This window comes from Haloterrigena alkaliphila, from assembly GCF_017352155.2.
Taxonomy (GTDB): Archaea; Halobacteriota; Halobacteria; order Halobacteriales; family Natrialbaceae; genus Haloterrigena; species Haloterrigena alkaliphila.
In genome coordinates this window covers 770,885-787,437 of sequence record NZ_CP071462.1, presented here as the reverse complement: position 1 = coordinate 787,437, position 16,553 = coordinate 770,885, and the positions used below count along the sequence as shown (strand labels likewise).

Sequence of the window (16,553 nt, the reverse complement as noted above, 5' to 3'; positions counted from 1 at the left end):
TCGCCTCCCACCAACCCACTCCGAACACGACCGACATGAGCACCCAAAACCTACAGACCCGACGCGAACCCGAACCGCAGCCTAATCGAACCACGACACGACCGTCGCCGACCGAGCGGACCGACCCGCGAACGGCCGTCGAAACGTCGCCGCAGACGTTCTCCCGCCGGAAAACCTCCCAACTGCAGAATCTGATCGACGAGTTCAACACCGCCTTCGCGCAGTCGGCGTCCGGTTTGTAACTCTCGAGCGGCATTTTCGATACTGATCCAAACCGTCTTGGGAGCGGCAGGGCTAGTCTCGCATGGCCGATGACGATTCACTCGCTCCGAGCCGGACTCGGCACCCGGTAGTGACGAGCCCTATGAGTGCCGAGGCCACATAACTGATATCAGCTATACGCGGTTTCCCTTAGTTCATTTCGCCGGTCTTAAACCCCGACAGACAACTGTCTAACCGGCTCACGCTGTATGCCGACAGTCCGAACGTTCGGACCACCAGAGGCGTCCGTTTCTCCCGGTAGAACGCACTGCAAAGGGTGACACCCTGCAGCGATAACTCCTATTTCAACCGCGTTCACTCTTCATCTGTTGTGAGGACATCTTGCCAATCAACATCGATATCTTGATCTACGTCATCAATCCAGTGTGACGGATCAGTCAAATCACTCGAAAATTTCTCCACAAAATTCCGGAAGAATATAAGCTTCTTCGCGGAGTTAACTTCTGTATTGTAATCAGTGGTGTTTCCATGAAGAACAGGGTTCCGTTCTTCAAACAATTCGTTGACGAAATACTCGACAACATCGCTATACAGATGCTGATTCAATGCCGTCTGTGAGACTAATTGCTTTATGCTGTTGATAACCATCTCGTTCCCATTCTCATTTCGCACTGTGATATCGTCATAGTCACGCGGATTGAAGTTCCAAAACCCATCCTCTGAGACATCTATGTCGATGAAAATATCTTTAATGCCCTTTTCATCCAAGAACGCAGCATAAACCCAGGTGAACGCTTCGATCTGGGGGAAAAGAACACAGATTGAAGATGCATATCGGCCCGCGGCATGATTATCAACGGCTTCTTCGATGAAATCAGAACGCTCCTGGAAGAACGGCAACTTCAGGGCTTTTTCAACAACAGCATCGAGATATTCCTCCGTGACCGGATCCGTCAATACAGTGTCGTCTAACGCGTCATCTTTGAACTGTCTGTAGTAAGCCCGGTGTTCGTACGTTGTGAGATGTGCCATCCACCGAAGCGGATACTCCTGGTATTTCGGTTCAAACGTGAAGATCCGCGTATGATACTCAGGGTCACATATCATCACTGCATAGTGCTTCTGGTAGAAATGCTCGTCCCCACTCACTGCCCCAAAATCCTCGTTTATCTCCCGAATATCCCCTACACTACACGGAAACTCTGCTATCCGATCTTTCCACCCCTCTAAGCGGTTGATCTCCTCAAACAGCTCCTCGTTTTCTTCATTTTCTCGGAAAGACTCCTTAATCGACTCGATGATATCTTCTTTGTCCTCCCTGTCTGAGTCTTGGATCTCGCGTATGTCCTCGAATTTATTGCCGTATATCTCCCGTTTGCGCATCTCAATGAGCTCATCGATTTTCTCATGTACAGGCTCAACTGCAGCAGCATGATGAGCAACTAACTTGTCAGATACGCGTTCCTCTTCAAAATCTTCGAGAACCTTCTGATATACGTCCGATACGCCCTCATTGTGCTCGATGAAATAATTAATCTCGCTGAGTGAGACAACAGAAATCAGGTATAATGACCGCATGAGGGGTTCGACAACCTCTGGGTCGGATTCGACGAGATCCTGTGCTGCAGCATGTTTGATTGCCGACTGTAGCGACTCCTTGAGAATCGGCTGCTCCTCTGCAAGCTCCAAAAAGGTCTGCCATTGTTCCTCGGGATCCATCCCTTCAAACGCCTCTGATAGATCGTCATCCGCCATAAGCCACCTAAGTGGCAATAATACAAGAAATACGGGGGAAGAAACTACGACTCCGATCCTCGCAAGTTCAGTGACTGCTCCGTTGAAGCCTCTCCCTGATCCGCGGCGAAGCCATTCTCGAAGGGGATATCGCGATATCACAGTAACAACTCCCTCGATCCTTCTTAATCCATCAGAAAAACCGTCAGCTGTTCGGCTCGTACTTCGGGTAGAAATACGCGGCCTCTGCGATCTCCCGCGGCCGCTTCACCGCCATCGTTTCCGGGTCCACCACCGAACCGGTCTTCGCACATGGAACGAGGCGCCGGGGGGCACCTACGTGTAGAGGTTCTCCCGGCGCCCAACGGAACGTATCCGGATCACACCAGCACGATCATCAATATCAGCGAACACCCGGAGCCCGCTCCCGACCTTGAATCGGCCGTCAGCACAGCCGTCCATCTCCTGGTAATCCCAGTCCCGGGGATTCCGGTACTCGCAGTACGCGATCTGGACGAGCTTCTTGCGTACCTGGCGCTGCTCCGTGTGCTCAAGCGTGTTGAACGCCTCGCTACCGTCCGCCGTAAAGACGATCTCGTAGGGCATACGCGTGGATGAACTCGTGTCCGACTGCGGTTGGAACGTCCAGTACATCGTCTACGCCACCGGCCGCAGCTGCCGCGTTGCGAGGTCTTTCAGCTCCGCCCAGTGACGGCCGACAGTCCACTTCTGCCGGAGCGCAGCGTCAGCCGGGTTCCAGTGGTAGAGACGAATACACGGGCTCTTGTACGGCCGGTCAACGCGGACGACCGCAACCCAGCGCGTGTCGTCCTTGCGGATGCACGTGTACTCCAGCGGCGTCAGCCGGTTATCGATCGGGAGCCGTGCCGGCGGCGACCGGCCACCCCGCCGTTCGAACGTTGCGACAGCGTCGCGTTCCGCCTCCCAGAAGTCCGGCCGCACACGCCACGTGTGCGGATTACTGCAGCTGTTACCGTTGTCGACCCAGCGCTCCAGCCGTAGCCGTCTCTCGCCCGTGTCGTGGTCGCGGTCGTGGACGAGACCGGTCCACCAGTCGTTCGAGTCGTCGACGGTCCAGGTATCGAGTACGGTGCGATCGAGATCAGCCGCGTACGGTAGGCACGTCATGACTCCGATATACACTTACCGTGGAAAGGGGTTAAAACCGCGTAAACCCTGTATAGAGGTCCTAGAGCGAAAGATCGCGATTATACTATGGTATCTTATATTAGTGATTTGGCTGAACCGGGGGGTCGACGTGCGCGCGTTTCACGCGCGAGCGCGCGCGCTCGCCCGAACTTGCGCGCGCATTCCGACCCCCCTTCGATGGAATCTATCAGTATTGGGAGTTATCGGCGAAAACCGCCTGTATATCCTACTTAAACCCTGGTGAGCGATCGCTGTTAGAGGCCGTGATCGCCCCACCCCTTGTCACCTCCCGTGCGTCTCCCCAACGGGCAAAGAACGACTGGCCGCTCCGCACGCCGTCAAGCGTCTCAGTCATGACCTCTGACTTGTTTGTGTCCGCCTCCTCAAGTCGCGAACAGCATCGAGCGCCGATCGCGTTTTCTCGAAACAATCGATCTCTTGAGCCGTTCCTATTCGAGTATCAAGTCTATTGAGTTACTGTCACTTCCCCAAGAAAAACCTCGAATTCGAACTCGAGTTCGAAAACTACGGCCGATCGGGAAACAGCGCGAGGTGGCTGATGATGAGCCGGCTCTCGAGCCCGCCCGCCAACGCGCCCGAGAGGACCCCGATGGTGCTGATGAACGCGCCGGTCCGGACGAGATCGACGAAGCCCACGGACGGCTCCTCGAGGCTCGGCCAGTTGGACATCAGATTCGGCGGGAAGACGACCAGTTCGATGACGAGGATGATCGCCCACACGAGCGCGAAAAGGCCGACCATCGCCAGCAGGAGGACGAAAAAGACCGTGACGTTGACCAGGGCCGTGTGTTCGGTGACGATCCGATGTCGCTTCCGCGGGAATGAGAGGTTCTGGACGAACAGGAGGTAGAGCGTCGCAGTGAGGATACTGACGGCCGCGAACAGCGCCGCCGTCACGTTGGTCATGTGGAAGCCGACGTCCCAGGATTCGGCGCTGAAGACGATGACGAGCGTCGGTGCCAGCGCGGCCGTCGATAGCTTCGGTAACGAGAGCGGCAACAACGGCGCCCGGCTGTTCCCGAGCGCCTGCAGGATCCGTCCGGGGTTTCGGACGGCGCTGGCCGCGTGGAAGGCGAGCCGCTCTCCCGGGCCGCGCGGGCGGGCCTCGGCCGCCGAGAGCTCCCCGGCGATCCGATGGAGATCCCGCTCGACGTCCGCGTCGACCGGCGGCACGGCCCGTCGGTCCGGATCGAACTCGAACGGCTCCATGACGCCCCCGTCGGCGTCGCGATGGCGAGCGCCCAGCATGTGCCCGACGAGGTGGACCACGAGCGTCGCCGCGTTCCAGCGGACGGCGGCGTCCTCGAGCGAGCGCCGCGGTTCGTTCCGGGGCGCACTGCGGAGGTGGTCCGTCGAGACGATCGCGACGCGAGAGAGCGGCGACGCCAGTCCGGGGACGAACCGCTCCGTGCTCGAGACGAGCGACACGTCCGTCACGACGAGGACGAAGTCGTACGGCCCCTCGACCATCTGGTGCGTGGCGCGGTCGAGGAACTCCGAGGGCCGCCGGCTGTCGTTGTCCGCGAGCGTGACCGCGTCTCCGAGGTAGAACCGCCAGGTGACGTCCGTGACCGACGCGAGTTCGTCGACCGTATCCTCGGCCGCTTGCGCCGCAAACGACTGGAGCCGGTCCGGGTCGGTTCTCGGCGCGTGCGCGACCAGCACCCCCACGTCGATCTGCAGCCCGGTCGACCCCTCGCGCTCGGCCGCCACGAGCGTCGGATCGTCGCGGTCGCCCGATCGAGAACGAGACATCGTCCGACGGTTCACCGTGGACGTTCTTAACGGCTGGTGGCGGCGTCTCCGTGTGAGTATCGTGCGACGGACCGACCCGACCCTGCCGAATTCGAAGCGTACTGAGAGCGCGGTGTCATCCAATTCGATTTAGCGAACGGTTTCCCATCGACCGACGTGAACGCCTCGAGACCCACCACCGAAATCAGGACGATCGCAACCCCGACGCCTCCGTCTCTACTCACCGACTGCCGGTGAACCGACGCCAGCCGACGACGGCCCCCTCCACACAGAGCCACAGGACCCCGAGGGCGATGCCGACGACGTGGAGAATCTGCGGGAGGTGCATCCACGTCGGGAAGACGTACTGGGCCAGGGCCTCCCACTCGCGAATCGTCGCCGTGACGGCGCCGGGTTCGTCCTCGACCGCGGTCAGTTCGCTCCCCGGCGGGACGTCCGACTGTTCGCCGGCGCCGATGCGATCGGCTTCGTACGCTAACGGAATGACCGTCCCGTCGGGATCGCCGAACTGCCAGACGATCTCGCCGTCGGGATCGACCTCGAGCACGCGGTTGTTCCGGGAGTCGGTGATGAGCGTGTTGCCGTTGGGGAGCCGGTCCGCGTCTCGAGGCCACTGGAGGGAGTCGCTCGCGGGGCCGGTGTAGCGCCAGATGCGCTCTTCGGACTCGACGTCGAGTTCGATGACGCGGCCGTTCTCGCTGTCGGCGACGACCATCGTCCCCTGATCTTCGATGCGGTGGGGGTTGTGCTGTTTGTCCAGTACGTCGTGGTTTCCGGGCTCGCCGATGACGTCGACCACCTCGTCGGTCTCCGGATCGACCTCGATGATCACGTCGAAGTTGCGGATGCTCAGCTGGAAGTTACCGTTCTCGAGGCGGTCGATGTCGTTCATGTGGGTCCAGTCGTCGTGTTCCCCCTCCTTTTCGGGGCCGCCGTACTCGTCGTAGAACGGCGTGCCGGGCGTCAGGTGGTCTTCGGCGTGCCACTCCCAGGTGATCTCGCCGTCGCGGTCGACGGTGAACGCGCGATCGTTCCCCATGTCCACGATCGCCGTCTCGCCGTTCTCGAGTCGCTCGACGTCGTGGACCTCGTGCCAGGCGATGAACTCGTCGCCCCAGTCGTACTCCCAGACGACCTCGCCCGACTCCTTGTCGATCTCGACGACGCGGTTGTGGACGCAGTGGCCGTCCTTCTCCTCGTACTCGAGGTACTCCTCGTCGCAGTTTTCGGCGAGTCGCTTGACGGCGACGGCCGCCAGCACCGTCTCCTCGTCGAGCTGTTCGACCCCGAACACCCGCGATTCGGGAACCGACCACTCCCAGGCGACCTCGCCGTCGGGAGTCAGCTCGACGATCCGCCCGGTCTCGTCGTACGAATGGACGCCGACGAGCGTGTTCCCGGGATACCGCTCGTCCTCGTTGACGATCCTGTGCTCGCGTTCGATAACGGCCGCCTGGACCCCGAGCGAGGCGATCAGGACGACGATGACTGCTGTGGCGACGGTGACGCGGGTTCGCTGATTCATACGGTTCGATCCACGGGAGTGGGTCGTGGGAACTGTACACGGATAGAGACTTAGCGCTAATCGACGGCTCCGTGGGAAGTCAGGCGTTCCACTCTTTCATCGAACCGAGGATATTCGACGCGCTATCGGGTGCGTTACCTACCGGACTCCGCCGAATCGGACGACAATCGAGAGAGATCGAACGCCTCCGTAAGGGGAGTCGCTTCGGAGCGATACGTCGTATAGACGTCCTCGGCCCACTCGCGCGCGGCAGGTGACTCGGTATCGACGTACGTGCGCAACAGCCCCGTCTCGTCGTCGTAGACGCCGACGCCGATCCGGTCGTCACAGAGCGTCAGTCCGAACGGGAGGTCGTCGTGGATCCAGACCGTCAGATTGCCGCTCTCGATGACCGTCAGCGACCGATCCGGGTTCGCCGTCAGGAGCTCCTCGACCACTGTCGACGGATAGACGGCCTCCGTCTCCATCCCGGTGCTGATGCGCTCGTACAGCTCGTCCACGTGCAGCGGATTGATGGCGGCCGGATCGAGACCACGTAACGTCTCGGTCCGTTCGACCAGCGACATGAACCGGTTCACCGGACGATAGGGGTTCCCGGGCGCGGCGGCCGTCACGGTCGCACCCGCGAACGCCTCGATATCGACGTCGACGTCGTGGCTGGCGGTGGCGCGGAGGATCGGGGCGAGTTCCCACGCCGTCTCCATCGTCGACTGGAACTCGGCGACCTCTCGAGCGGCCACCTCGCCCAGCGGCGTGAGGACGAACTCGTTGCCGGCGCGTTCGATCACGCCGCTGTCCCTGAGTGATCGCGTGAAGCGGTGGACGGTCGACCGGGAGACGTTCAGGTGTCGTTCCAGCGCTCGCCGATCCCGTCCACCCCCCCTCGCGTAACGCGTCGAGCACCGGCTTCTGCCTGACGAGTTCGATGAGGTCCTCGTTATCCATTCGCACACTAAAAGTAACGCATGGTGATATTAAGTCCACTGGTCAGTCGCCGCTCCTGAGTCGGTACGCCGATATCTCGCTACTCCCGCTAGATCGGGGACGAGATGCGCTCATCGCCGACTATCGTCTCACGAGTTGAGACGAGTTCACGGGTTGAAACGATCCCACTCGGTTAATATAATTGACTGTCGCTCTTTCTGACTGGTATGGAGGGGGACGCTACCGGGTGCGGGTCCTCTCGTTGAGATCACCAATGGCAAGCAATACACAAGACATCGATATCGAAGCCGAACGCACGGCGGAACCGGCGGAAACCGAATCGGGACTCGACGCGAACGTCGCGGGGGCGCTCTCGTACCTGTTCGGGTTCGTCTCGGGACTGATTCTCTTCCTGATCGAAGGAGACGATCGGTTCGTGCGGTTTCACGCCGTCCAGAGCATGGTCGTTTCCGGGCTGGTCCTGCTGGCGTATCTCGCCGTGAGTATCGTCGGGACGATCCTCACGACGGTCATGTTCGCCAGTACGAGCACGTTCGTCGTCGGGAGCATCATCTCGTTGCTCCTCGGGGTGGTCTGGCTGGGACTCGTGCTCGGCGGGTTCGCGATCTGGGTCTACCTCGTGGTCACGGCGTACCGGGGGAAAACGACTCGACTGCCAGTGGCCGCCGGGATCGCCGACAAACTGGTCTGAAACGAGGGGATCCCTCGAGCCGACGGGTAACGGCGAAGACGGCTGGCCGTGCGAGCACGACGGGTCGGGTGCTCGAGTGCGCCTCTTGCGACGTTCTCGGGATGGACTGGAGCGACGGCGATCTCGACGAAGGCGCCACGCGAACCGTCGAATCAGTCGCCGTCGAAACGAACTGCGAACGGACGGACGACGTAACACATGGACAACGCAAACGGAGAATCCGGACCGAATCGATTCCTGAACACGAGACTGACTGCACGCACCCTGCTGACGCTGGCGGTCGTCCTCTCGGTCGCCCTCGCGGGCTGTACCGGGATGGGCGGACTCGGTGACGGGGGCGACGAGACCAGTGCGACCGGCGGAAACGGGGATGACGGCAGTGGTGCAGACGACGTCGGCCCCGGCTCGATGTTCGGCGACGGGGCCGACGCGGACGACGCCTGGTTCGACCTGAGCCAACCGGGCTACTACGCCTTCGACCTCGCGGGGATGGACGAGGAAACCGGCGAACAGGTCACCGGACGGTTGGTGTACGACGTCGAGGCCGCCGGCGAGGAGATGACCGCGAGCGTCAACTACGAGTTCGGCGACGAGCAGTACCAGTCGACGGTAACCGGTCCCGCCGACGAGATATCTGGCCAGTTGTTCCTCACGCCGGCGCACGCGCCGGTGCTGGCGCTCCAGAGCGTCTCCCTGCTCTACTACTTCGAGATGGGCTTTACGGACCCCACGGTCGGCAATCGGAAACAGACCACCACCGACGAGGGGACCCAGGTCACCGAGGTCACGGAGAAACGCTCCTACGCGGGGCTCGAGTGCGCCTTCGTCGAGACGACGGTCGACGGCGAACTCACCCAACAGGGCTGTCTCCGGATCTCGGCGGGCGGAATCGCCCCCTACGCGGCTACCTACACCGCTGACGGCGACCTCGAACTCGAGGTCGAACTCGTCGAGTACGAGTCGAACTGAGTCGACCGATCAGTTCGAACGCCGGTCGACGGCATCGGCGTGTCGATTGTCACCAATACGCAACTGTTTAGTACGCTCCTGCTACTGGGACGGTAGGGCCGATTGGGCTCGGATTCCATGAACGTCGACGAATTCATCACCGCGAACGAACCCAGAGAGGGTGGCGAGGCACTCCAACTCGAGAACGACAAGTTGCTGGACGTAACGGTAGACGGCACGGTGATCGCGAAGGCGGGGTCGATGATCGCCTACAGCGGCGACATCTCGTTCGCGGGGAAGTCGTCCGCCGAGGGAACGTCGGTGATGGAAGCGACCGGCAGCGGTCACCTCTACCTCGCCGACGCGGAGAAGAAGATCCAGCTCCTCGAACTCGAGGCGGGCGAAGATGTTTCGGTCAACGGGAACGACGTCCTCGCGTTCGAATCGAGCGTGAACTACGAGATCCGGACGATCAAGAGCGTCGCGGGGTTCTCGGCGGGCGGCCTGACCAACGTCTTCCTCGTGGGACCGGGCTGCGTCGCGATCACGACCCACGGCGAGCCGCTGGTGTTGCGACCGCCGGTCCGGACCGACCCCAGCGCGACCGTCGCCTGGAGCGGCACCACGTCCGGCAGCCACGTCGACAGGACGCTCTCGAACGTGATCGGCCAGTCCTCGGACGAGACGTACCAACTCGAGTTCTCCGGGACCGAGGGGTTCGTCGTCGTCCAGCCCTACGAGGAACGCCAACCCCAGGAGTAACGGCCGTTGCGGCTCCCGTCGTGTTCTCGGGATCGCTCGTGATCCGATGCTCGTCGAAAGAGAGGGGCGACGCGGGCCGCCGCGGCGGACTCGGGGAGTTCGGATCCCGTCCGACACTGTCACTGCTCTAACCCCGTTAGATACTGTCACAGCTGTACCCCCGTTCGTCACTGTCACTACTATAACACTATCTGCCCTCGAGCGCCCCATATGCTCACTGTTATGACCTGTAGTCGGCAGTTAGTAAATTGCGTGTCCGCTGACCGGTCGGTATGCGACTCATTCAGGTCTTCGTTCCCAGCGACGACCACGACGCGGTTCGGGAGACGCTCGCCGAGATGGAGGTGGAGTTCGTCTTCAGCGACGCGGACGATCATCGGGACGGGAGCCTGGCTAACATCCCGGTCCCGGCGGGCGCCGTGGATACGGTCCTCGGGCGACTGTACGACGCCGGCCTCGCGGACGACACGTACACCGTCGTCACGGAGGTCGACCGGGCGACCGTGCCGAACGCCGACGAGTTGACCGACCGGTACGTCGAGGGATCGAAGGGCGAGCGCGGCGCCTCGCACGTCGAGATCCGCGAGCGCGCGGAGGACCTGACGCCGGAGACGGCGACGTACCTCGCGTTCGCGATCGCGAGCGCGATCGTCGCGGTGGCCGGCCTCCTGCTGGACTCCGCCATCGTCATCGTGGGCGCGATGGTGATCGCGCCGTTCGCGGGGTCGACGCTCTCCGCGAGCGCCGGCGCCGTCATCAGCGACCGCGAGATGGTCGTCGACAGCGCCACGTCGCAGGTGACGGGACTCGTCGTCGCGTACCTCGGCGCGGTCGTGATGAGCGTGTTCTTGCAACAGACCGGATTCATCCAGGCGACGCTGGACGTCGGTCGCGTCGGGCAGGTGAGCGGGTTCGCCACGCCGAACCTCCTGACGCTCATCATCGCCATCGCGGCCGGATTCGCCGGGGCGCTCGCGCTCGCGACCGACCTTCCCGTCTCGTTGGCCGGCGTCGCCGTCGCGGCGGCCATCGTTCCCGCGGCCGCCGCGGCCGGCATCGGCACGGCCTGGGGCGAACCGCTCATCGTCGCCGGCGGTATCGTCCTGCTCCTGATGAACATCGTGTTGATCAACCTCACCGCGTACCTCACGCTCATCGCGCTCGGCTACCGCTCGTCGGTCATCAGCAACGTCCGCGAGAACGCCACCGTCTCGCTGCGCACGGGCGCGTACGCCGTCATCGTCCTGCTGTTTCTGGTCGTCGTGGCGGTGACCGCCTTCGGGACGTACCAGCACCTCGTCTTCGAACAGCAGGTGAACAACGAGGTTCAGGACGTCCTCGAGGAGCCCGAGTACAGTTCGCTGGAACTCGCCGGCGTCCAGACCGAGTACAACGACGGGAGCGCGTTCAGCGATGAGGTCTCCGTGACGGTGACCGTGGGGCGCACGAGCGGCCTCGAGCACGAGGGACTGGCGGAGGACCTCCAGACCGAGATCGATTCCCAGACGAGCCGATCCGTCCACGTCGACGTCCGGTTCGTCGACTACCAGCGCGCGGCGTCGGTCGGAGCCACCGACAGTGGTCGGAGCGCGTGGTGGCCGCTCGACGCGTGGCTGCCGGGGTCGGCGAGGTCCTCATTCGCGCAGTCGGTGCCATAAACTGTGGCACTTCCGCCGGAGCTTGTTGAGGAACGAGCCGACCCGGCGCGACCCGGTGAGGAGCCGGAGCGCGCGGATCGACCGCCCGATGCGGAACAGCCGGAGCGGTCGGAACCACGGGACGACGGTGAGGATGAGGAACCAGTTCGAGCGGACGAACGCCCGCGGCCCCTGCTCGGACCACCGATAGAGGAGCGCGACGTCGAGGAGGAAGACGACGAGGAGCCACTGGAGGACGCCCCGGATCGCCGTCGCGAGCGACTCGGAGACGGCGAGCAGATCGAAGCCGACCGCGACGTCGACGACGAACAGCACGATCCACACGAGCGCGACGACCTCGACGAACGGCGGCCACCAGCGTTCGGCGTCCATCGACTGACCCGTTGGACGGCGCGATTCAAAACGTTGGGTTCGCTCGAGACACTCCTCGACCGCCTCATTCCTCGACCGACTCACTCCTCGCTCGAGCGAAACGCGCGGACGGTATCCCGCGTCCCGGACTCGGCGTCGACTTCGAGGAGGCCCAGGTCGGTGAACACGCGCTTCCAGTTGCGGTGATAGAGCGGGAAGTCGCCGTTGACGTAGCTCACTTCCAGATCGTCCGACTGGGGGTTCTCGCCCTCGTTCTCGACCGTGACGAGGAGGTCGTCGGTGATCCGGGCGAGGTCTTCGAGGACCCACTCGACGTCCGGGTGGAGGTGCTGGAGGGTCTCCACCGAGTAGACGACGTCGAACCGACCGTCGTCGAAGTCGCCGACGACGTTCTCGATCGTGTCGTGGTAGAACGTGCCGGCGTCGGCGAGGTCGGGGTAGTGCTCCCGCATGACGTCGAACGCGTCGTCGTTGACGTCGATGCCCGCCAGTTCCTCGAAGCCGTGCTCGTAGAGATGCGAGAGGTGACGGCCGGAACTGCAGCCCAGTTCCAGAATCGACGCGTCCCGGTCGACGTATCGCTCGAGAAGGGTGCGGACCGACTCGCTGCGCTCGTCAGGGCCGTAGTAGGCGTAGTACTCGGGCGAATACGCGCCGGATCGCGTTTCCCACTGCCGCCGAACCTCGTTAGAATTCACGTGTACCGTCCACGGCGAGGACCTAAAGGCCCGTCGGACGCGACATCACCGGCGACCCAACCGCGGAGCCGCGCGCTAACCGCCCCGACCGCGGTCGGCGGAGCGAGACCGGTCCGCGCGAGTCTCTCCGACGAATCCCTCGCCGACGGCTCACTCGAGCGCGGCGCGCCCCGCCTCGAGCGCGTCCAGAATCGTTCCGACGTGCGTCTCGCGCGAGGGCGAGTCGAACAGCTGGTGGCCCCCCTCGTAGGCGACGCGGTTCGATTCGGGCGCGCGCTCGAGGATGGCGTCGACGCCGACGACGGCGTCGTCGGGCGTGTAGAAGACGACGCCGGACTCGGGAAACTGGAACGGGGGCAAGCGTCGCTGGGCGCGCTTGGCCTCCCGCAGGAACGTCGGCGCGACGCGGCCCGGCGTGTCCGCGAGCTGCCGATCGGTCGCGAGTTCGCCGAGCATCTCGCGATCGGTCCCGCCGGTCGGCAGGATCGACCGCGAGACGGGCAGTTTCAGCAGCAGCGAGACGACGGGGGTGCGCAGGTCGTCGTGGAACCCCCACCACGGGCTCAGGTAGACGCGCGTCTCGGCGCCCTCGAGGAACTCGGCGATGAGGCCGCCGGTGCTGTGGGTCAGGAGGCGGTACCCCTCGAGGTCGTCGACGTACTCCGCGACCGGCGCCACCCATTCCGCGTCGAAGTCGGTTATCACCGTCGGAATCTGGAAGACGGTAACCCGGTAGTCGGCGTCGACGAGTCGGTCGACGACCCACTGGACGTTCTCGTGGTCGATGCGGTTCCCCCAGCCGAGAACGAACACGAGGTTCCGCTCCCCCGCGTCGTTGAACACCTCGCGTCGCATACCGGTCGAACTCGCAACGAACCGGGAAATGCGTACCGGTGGGATGTCGAGCGACGGCGGACGCGATGCAGACGCGTCTCGCTCGAGGCGACCAGAGCTGTCGTCGGGTTCGTTGCGTTTCTCTGGCCGATCGAAATGGTCCGGTTCGTCCTCGGGCCCTGACTAGCGATTCCCCGCGGCGGGCCCCCGGAGACCGCCGTAGAACCCGCCTGCGATCGCCGCGACGAACCGCCCCGTGACGATACCGAGGACGACCCCGACGGCCACCAGCGCGACGAGGCCGCCCGCGGAGAACGCCGTCCCGAACAGCCCGGCGTGGACGTCGACGAACGCGCGCAGCCACACGAAGATCCAGAACAGGTAGCACGCCACGGTCGACCAGCAGTGCGCGATTCGGTAGGTCGCGCGGACCGGCCGGGGGAGGTCGCGGGTCGAGACGGACCCCGGTCGCGGCAGCCGTCCGAGGTGCGCCCGTAGCCGGGATCCCAGTCGCTCGGCGTTCACGACGAGCAGTCCCGTCCCCATCAGCGGGTAATCCCGCCACTTCGGTTCGCCGCGCGCCCACCGGTCCGCGAACGCGAACACCGCCTCGTGGCGCGGGCGGACGATCCAGCCGTCGGGTCCCGGCGGTTCGAGCACCGGTGACTCGCCCGTCAGTGCGCGTCGACAGTCCTCGCAGTAGCTCGCCGGCGCCGCGTCGAGCTGGTCGAGCGCGTCGTTCGCCGACCCTGCACACGGCTGCTCGGCGCGGACGTCGGTCCCGTGCAGGGACGTTCGCAGACCGAGCATGGCCCCGGCGACCGCGAGCGTCTCCGTCGCCAGCCGCTCGCGCTCGAGCGCCGACGGCTCGTCGCCGTCGGACCCGTACTCATCGGACCCGTTGTCATCGGACTCGTCTCCGGAGAACAACCCCGCCGTCGAGACGACGCCGACGGGGCCGAACTCGAGGCCGAGGCCGAACAGCGCGCGGTCGCTGGGATGGGTACGGAGCGGCGTCTCCGTGACGCCGACGGCGAGGTCGATCCCGTCGGTCTCGTCCCCGAGGGACTCGAGGAACGGCTCGGCGTTGCCCCGTGGCGAGTCGGCCGCCGACTTGTCGGCCGGCGCATCGATTCCCTGCCGGATCGGGACCGAGAGGTCGAACGTCTCGCTGAGCGTCGCTGCGACTGTCTCGCAAGCCGTCGTCGGCGGATCGCCGATCGGGACCACCGCGACGCGCGGAGCGGAGCCGTGTGGAAAGACGGCCATCAGTTGTGGCAACCCGTTCGGGAGCGGGAATATGTCTTGTGGCGGTGAGTCGTCGAATCGCGACTCTCCCGCCGGTATCTCCGTTCCCGCTTCCCGACTGCGTCCGCCGGATCGACCGCGTGATCGACCCGCCTCGTTTCGGAACTTGTCCGACGACGGCGGTCGGAATCGCGGCAGAATGGGCGCGACCGCGCGGGTTTCGGGCTCTCTCACCGCTTTCGAGGGATGACAGCGGGGACTAGAGCTATACCGATCCAGTCGCATGATATGGGACACAATGGCAAGCAGGGGGAGATCCTACGACTACGTGATCGTCGGCGCGGGGCCGGCGGGGTGCGTGCTGGCGAACCGGCTCTCGGCGGACGGCGATAGCGACGTCCTGTTGCTCGAGGCCGGCGACCCCGACGAGAAGCGAGAGATCGGCGTCCCGGCGGCGTTCTCGGACCTGTTCCGAACGGACGTCGACTGGGCCTATTACACCGAGCCCCAGTCGGAGCTGCACGACCGGGAACTGTACTGGCCCCGCGGGAAGACGCTCGGGGGCTCGAGTTCGATCAACGCGATGATCTACGTGCGCGGCCAGCCCGAGGACTACGATCACTGGGCGGACCTGGGAAACGAGGGCTGGGGGTACGAGGACGTCCTCCCGTACTTCAAGCGGGCCGAACACAACGAGCGCGGCCCCTCGCGGTTCCACGGGGTTGGCGGCCCGCGAAACGTGGCCGACCTCCGGTCGCCGAACGAACTCGCCGAGGCGTTCCTCGAGGCCGGGCAGACGGTCGGAATCCCGCAGAACGAGGACTTCAACGCCGGCGATCAGACGGGCGTCGGCTACTATCAGGTCACCCAGAAAGACGGTCGGCGCCACAGCGCCGCCGAGGCGTACCTGAAGCCGGTGCTCGACCGGCCCAACCTGACGGCGGTGACCGGCGCGCGAGTGACCAGCGTACGGTTCGACGGGCGGGAGGCCGTCGGCGTCGAGTACGCCCGGGACGACGCCGACGGCAGCCCCGCGACGGTCGACGCGAGCGAGGAGGTGATCCTGTCGGCCGGCGCGATCAATTCGCCGCACCTCCTGTTACTGTCCGGTGTCGGCCCGGCCGACCACCTCGCGGACCACGATATCCCCGTCGTCGAGGATCTGCCCGGGGTCGGCCGGAACCTGCAGGACCACCTCCAGGTCGGCGTCAACTACGAGTGCGAGACGCCGATCTCGCTCGCCGATGCGGACTCGCTGGTGAACCTGCTGAAATACTTCCTGTTGAAGCGGGGGCCGCTGACCTCGAACGTCGCGGAGGCCGGCGGCTTCGCCAACGTCACCGACGACGCGGATCGACCCGAGATCCAGTTTCACTTCGCCCCCTCGTACTTCGTCGACCACGGGTTCGACAATCCCGAGGGCCACGGTTTCTCGCTGGGCGCGCTCCGGCTCCGTCCCGACAGTCGCGGCCGGATCGCGCTGCGATCCGCAGAGCCGTTCGACGAACCCGAGATCGATCCCCAGTATCTGTCCGAGGGCGACGACCTCGAGGTCGCGCTCGAGGGACTCAAACTGGTCCGCGAGATTCTGCGGGCCGAGCCGTTCGACGAGTACCGCGGCGAGGAGGTGTTGCCGGGTCCGGACGTGCAGAGCGACGAAGAACTGATCGAACATATCCGCGAGACGGCCGAGACGCTATACCATCCCGTCGGCACCTGCAAGATGGGCGACGACGAGGACGCCGTCGTCGACGACCGACTCCGCGTCCGCGGCCTCGAGGGCCTGCGGGTCGTCGACGCCTCGATCATGCCGACGATCACGAGCGGGAACACCGACGCGCCGACGACGATGATCGCCGAGAAGGCGGCCGACTTCATTCGGGACGAATCGTAGACTCGCATCGCGCCCGTCGAGCATCCATTGAACGTTCGTCGAGCGTCCGCCGAGCGTCCGTCGGGCTCCCTTCCCC

The 16,553-nt window shown here is 64.0% G+C and carries 15 protein-coding genes; 5 read left to right on the top strand and 10 right to left on the bottom strand.

What is annotated here, in order from left to right; translation table 11 throughout:
* Nucleotides 1-576 precede the first annotated feature (576 nt).
* From J0X25_RS22645 to J0X25_RS22620, 6 genes are all read right to left on the bottom strand, one after another.
* The gene (locus J0X25_RS22645) at nt 577-1,977 is read right to left on the bottom strand and encodes a hypothetical protein (protein ID WP_207289815.1); all 1,401 of its coding nucleotides are present in this window, start codon (nt 1,975-1,977) and stop codon (nt 577-579) included.
* A gap of 315 nt (nt 1,978-2,292) precedes the next feature.
* Nucleotides 2,293-2,562 carry a type II toxin-antitoxin system RelE family toxin gene (locus tag J0X25_RS22640; RefSeq protein ID WP_207289814.1) on the bottom strand — a complete coding sequence of 90 codons (270 nt, stop codon included), beginning with the start codon at nt 2,560-2,562 and terminating at the stop codon, nt 2,293-2,295.
* A 51-nt stretch (nt 2,563-2,613) separates the two neighbouring features.
* Nucleotides 2,614-3,105 carry a hypothetical protein gene (locus J0X25_RS22635; protein ID WP_226776989.1) on the bottom strand — a complete coding sequence of 164 codons (492 nt, stop codon included), beginning with the start codon at nt 3,103-3,105 and terminating at the stop codon, nt 2,614-2,616.
* A gap of 546 nt (nt 3,106-3,651) precedes the next feature.
* Entirely contained in the window at nt 3,652-4,902 is a 1,251-nt protein-coding gene (locus tag J0X25_RS22630) for a zinc metalloprotease (RefSeq protein WP_207289810.1), read from the bottom strand.
* A 220-nt stretch (nt 4,903-5,122) separates the two neighbouring features.
* A complete protein-coding gene (locus J0X25_RS22625; RefSeq protein ID WP_207289809.1) occupies nt 5,123-6,427 on the bottom strand; it encodes an aryl-sulfate sulfotransferase in 1,305 nt (434 codons plus the stop codon).
* A 134-nt stretch (nt 6,428-6,561) separates the two neighbouring features.
* Entirely contained in the window at nt 6,562-7,380 is an 819-nt protein-coding gene (locus J0X25_RS22620; RefSeq protein WP_486606261.1) for a helix-turn-helix transcriptional regulator, read from the bottom strand.
* 245 nt (nt 7,381-7,625) lie between these two features.
* On the opposite strand from J0X25_RS22620, the gene J0X25_RS22615 reads away from it, so the two are divergent.
* The 4 genes from J0X25_RS22615 (at nt 7,626) to J0X25_RS22600 (ending at nt 11,431) form a co-directional block, all read left to right on the top strand.
* Entirely contained in the window at nt 7,626-8,063 is a 438-nt protein-coding gene (locus J0X25_RS22615; protein WP_207289805.1) for a DUF4870 domain-containing protein, read from the top strand.
* 198 nt (nt 8,064-8,261) lie between these two features.
* On the top strand, nt 8,262-9,032 hold the full coding sequence (locus J0X25_RS22610; RefSeq protein ID WP_207289804.1) for a hypothetical protein: 771 nt from the start codon (nt 8,262-8,264) through the stop codon (nt 9,030-9,032).
* A gap of 117 nt (nt 9,033-9,149) precedes the next feature.
* The gene (locus J0X25_RS22605) at nt 9,150-9,773 is read left to right on the top strand and encodes an AIM24 family protein (RefSeq protein WP_207289802.1); all 624 of its coding nucleotides are present in this window, start codon (nt 9,150-9,152) and stop codon (nt 9,771-9,773) included.
* A 272-nt stretch (nt 9,774-10,045) separates the two neighbouring features.
* Nucleotides 10,046-11,431: a DUF389 domain-containing protein gene (locus J0X25_RS22600; protein WP_207289800.1), complete on the top strand. Its 1,386-nt coding sequence runs from the start codon at nt 10,046-10,048 to the stop codon at nt 11,429-11,431.
* Here the strand turns inward: J0X25_RS22600 and J0X25_RS22595 are convergent.
* From J0X25_RS22595 to J0X25_RS22580, 4 genes are all read right to left on the bottom strand, one after another.
* A complete protein-coding gene (locus J0X25_RS22595) occupies nt 11,408-11,803 on the bottom strand; it encodes a hypothetical protein (RefSeq protein WP_207289798.1) in 396 nt (131 codons plus the stop codon). The genes J0X25_RS22600 and J0X25_RS22595 overlap by 24 nt on opposite strands.
* Before the next feature lie 80 nt (nt 11,804-11,883).
* Nucleotides 11,884-12,501, bottom strand: coding sequence for a class I SAM-dependent methyltransferase (locus J0X25_RS22590; protein WP_207289797.1), 618 nt, complete (start codon nt 12,499-12,501; stop codon nt 11,884-11,886).
* A 150-nt stretch (nt 12,502-12,651) separates the two neighbouring features.
* Nucleotides 12,652-13,356, bottom strand: coding sequence for an alpha/beta fold hydrolase domain-containing protein (locus J0X25_RS22585; protein WP_207289795.1), 705 nt, complete (start codon nt 13,354-13,356; stop codon nt 12,652-12,654).
* A gap of 162 nt (nt 13,357-13,518) precedes the next feature.
* Nucleotides 13,519-14,604, bottom strand: coding sequence for a zinc metalloprotease (locus J0X25_RS22580; RefSeq protein WP_207289793.1), 1,086 nt, complete (start codon nt 14,602-14,604; stop codon nt 13,519-13,521).
* Between the two features lie 277 nt (nt 14,605-14,881).
* On the opposite strand from J0X25_RS22580, the gene J0X25_RS22575 reads away from it, so the two are divergent.
* Nucleotides 14,882-16,477: a GMC family oxidoreductase gene (locus J0X25_RS22575; RefSeq protein ID WP_207289792.1), complete on the top strand. Its 1,596-nt coding sequence runs from the start codon at nt 14,882-14,884 to the stop codon at nt 16,475-16,477.
* The last annotated feature ends 76 nt before the right edge of the window (nt 16,478-16,553 follow it).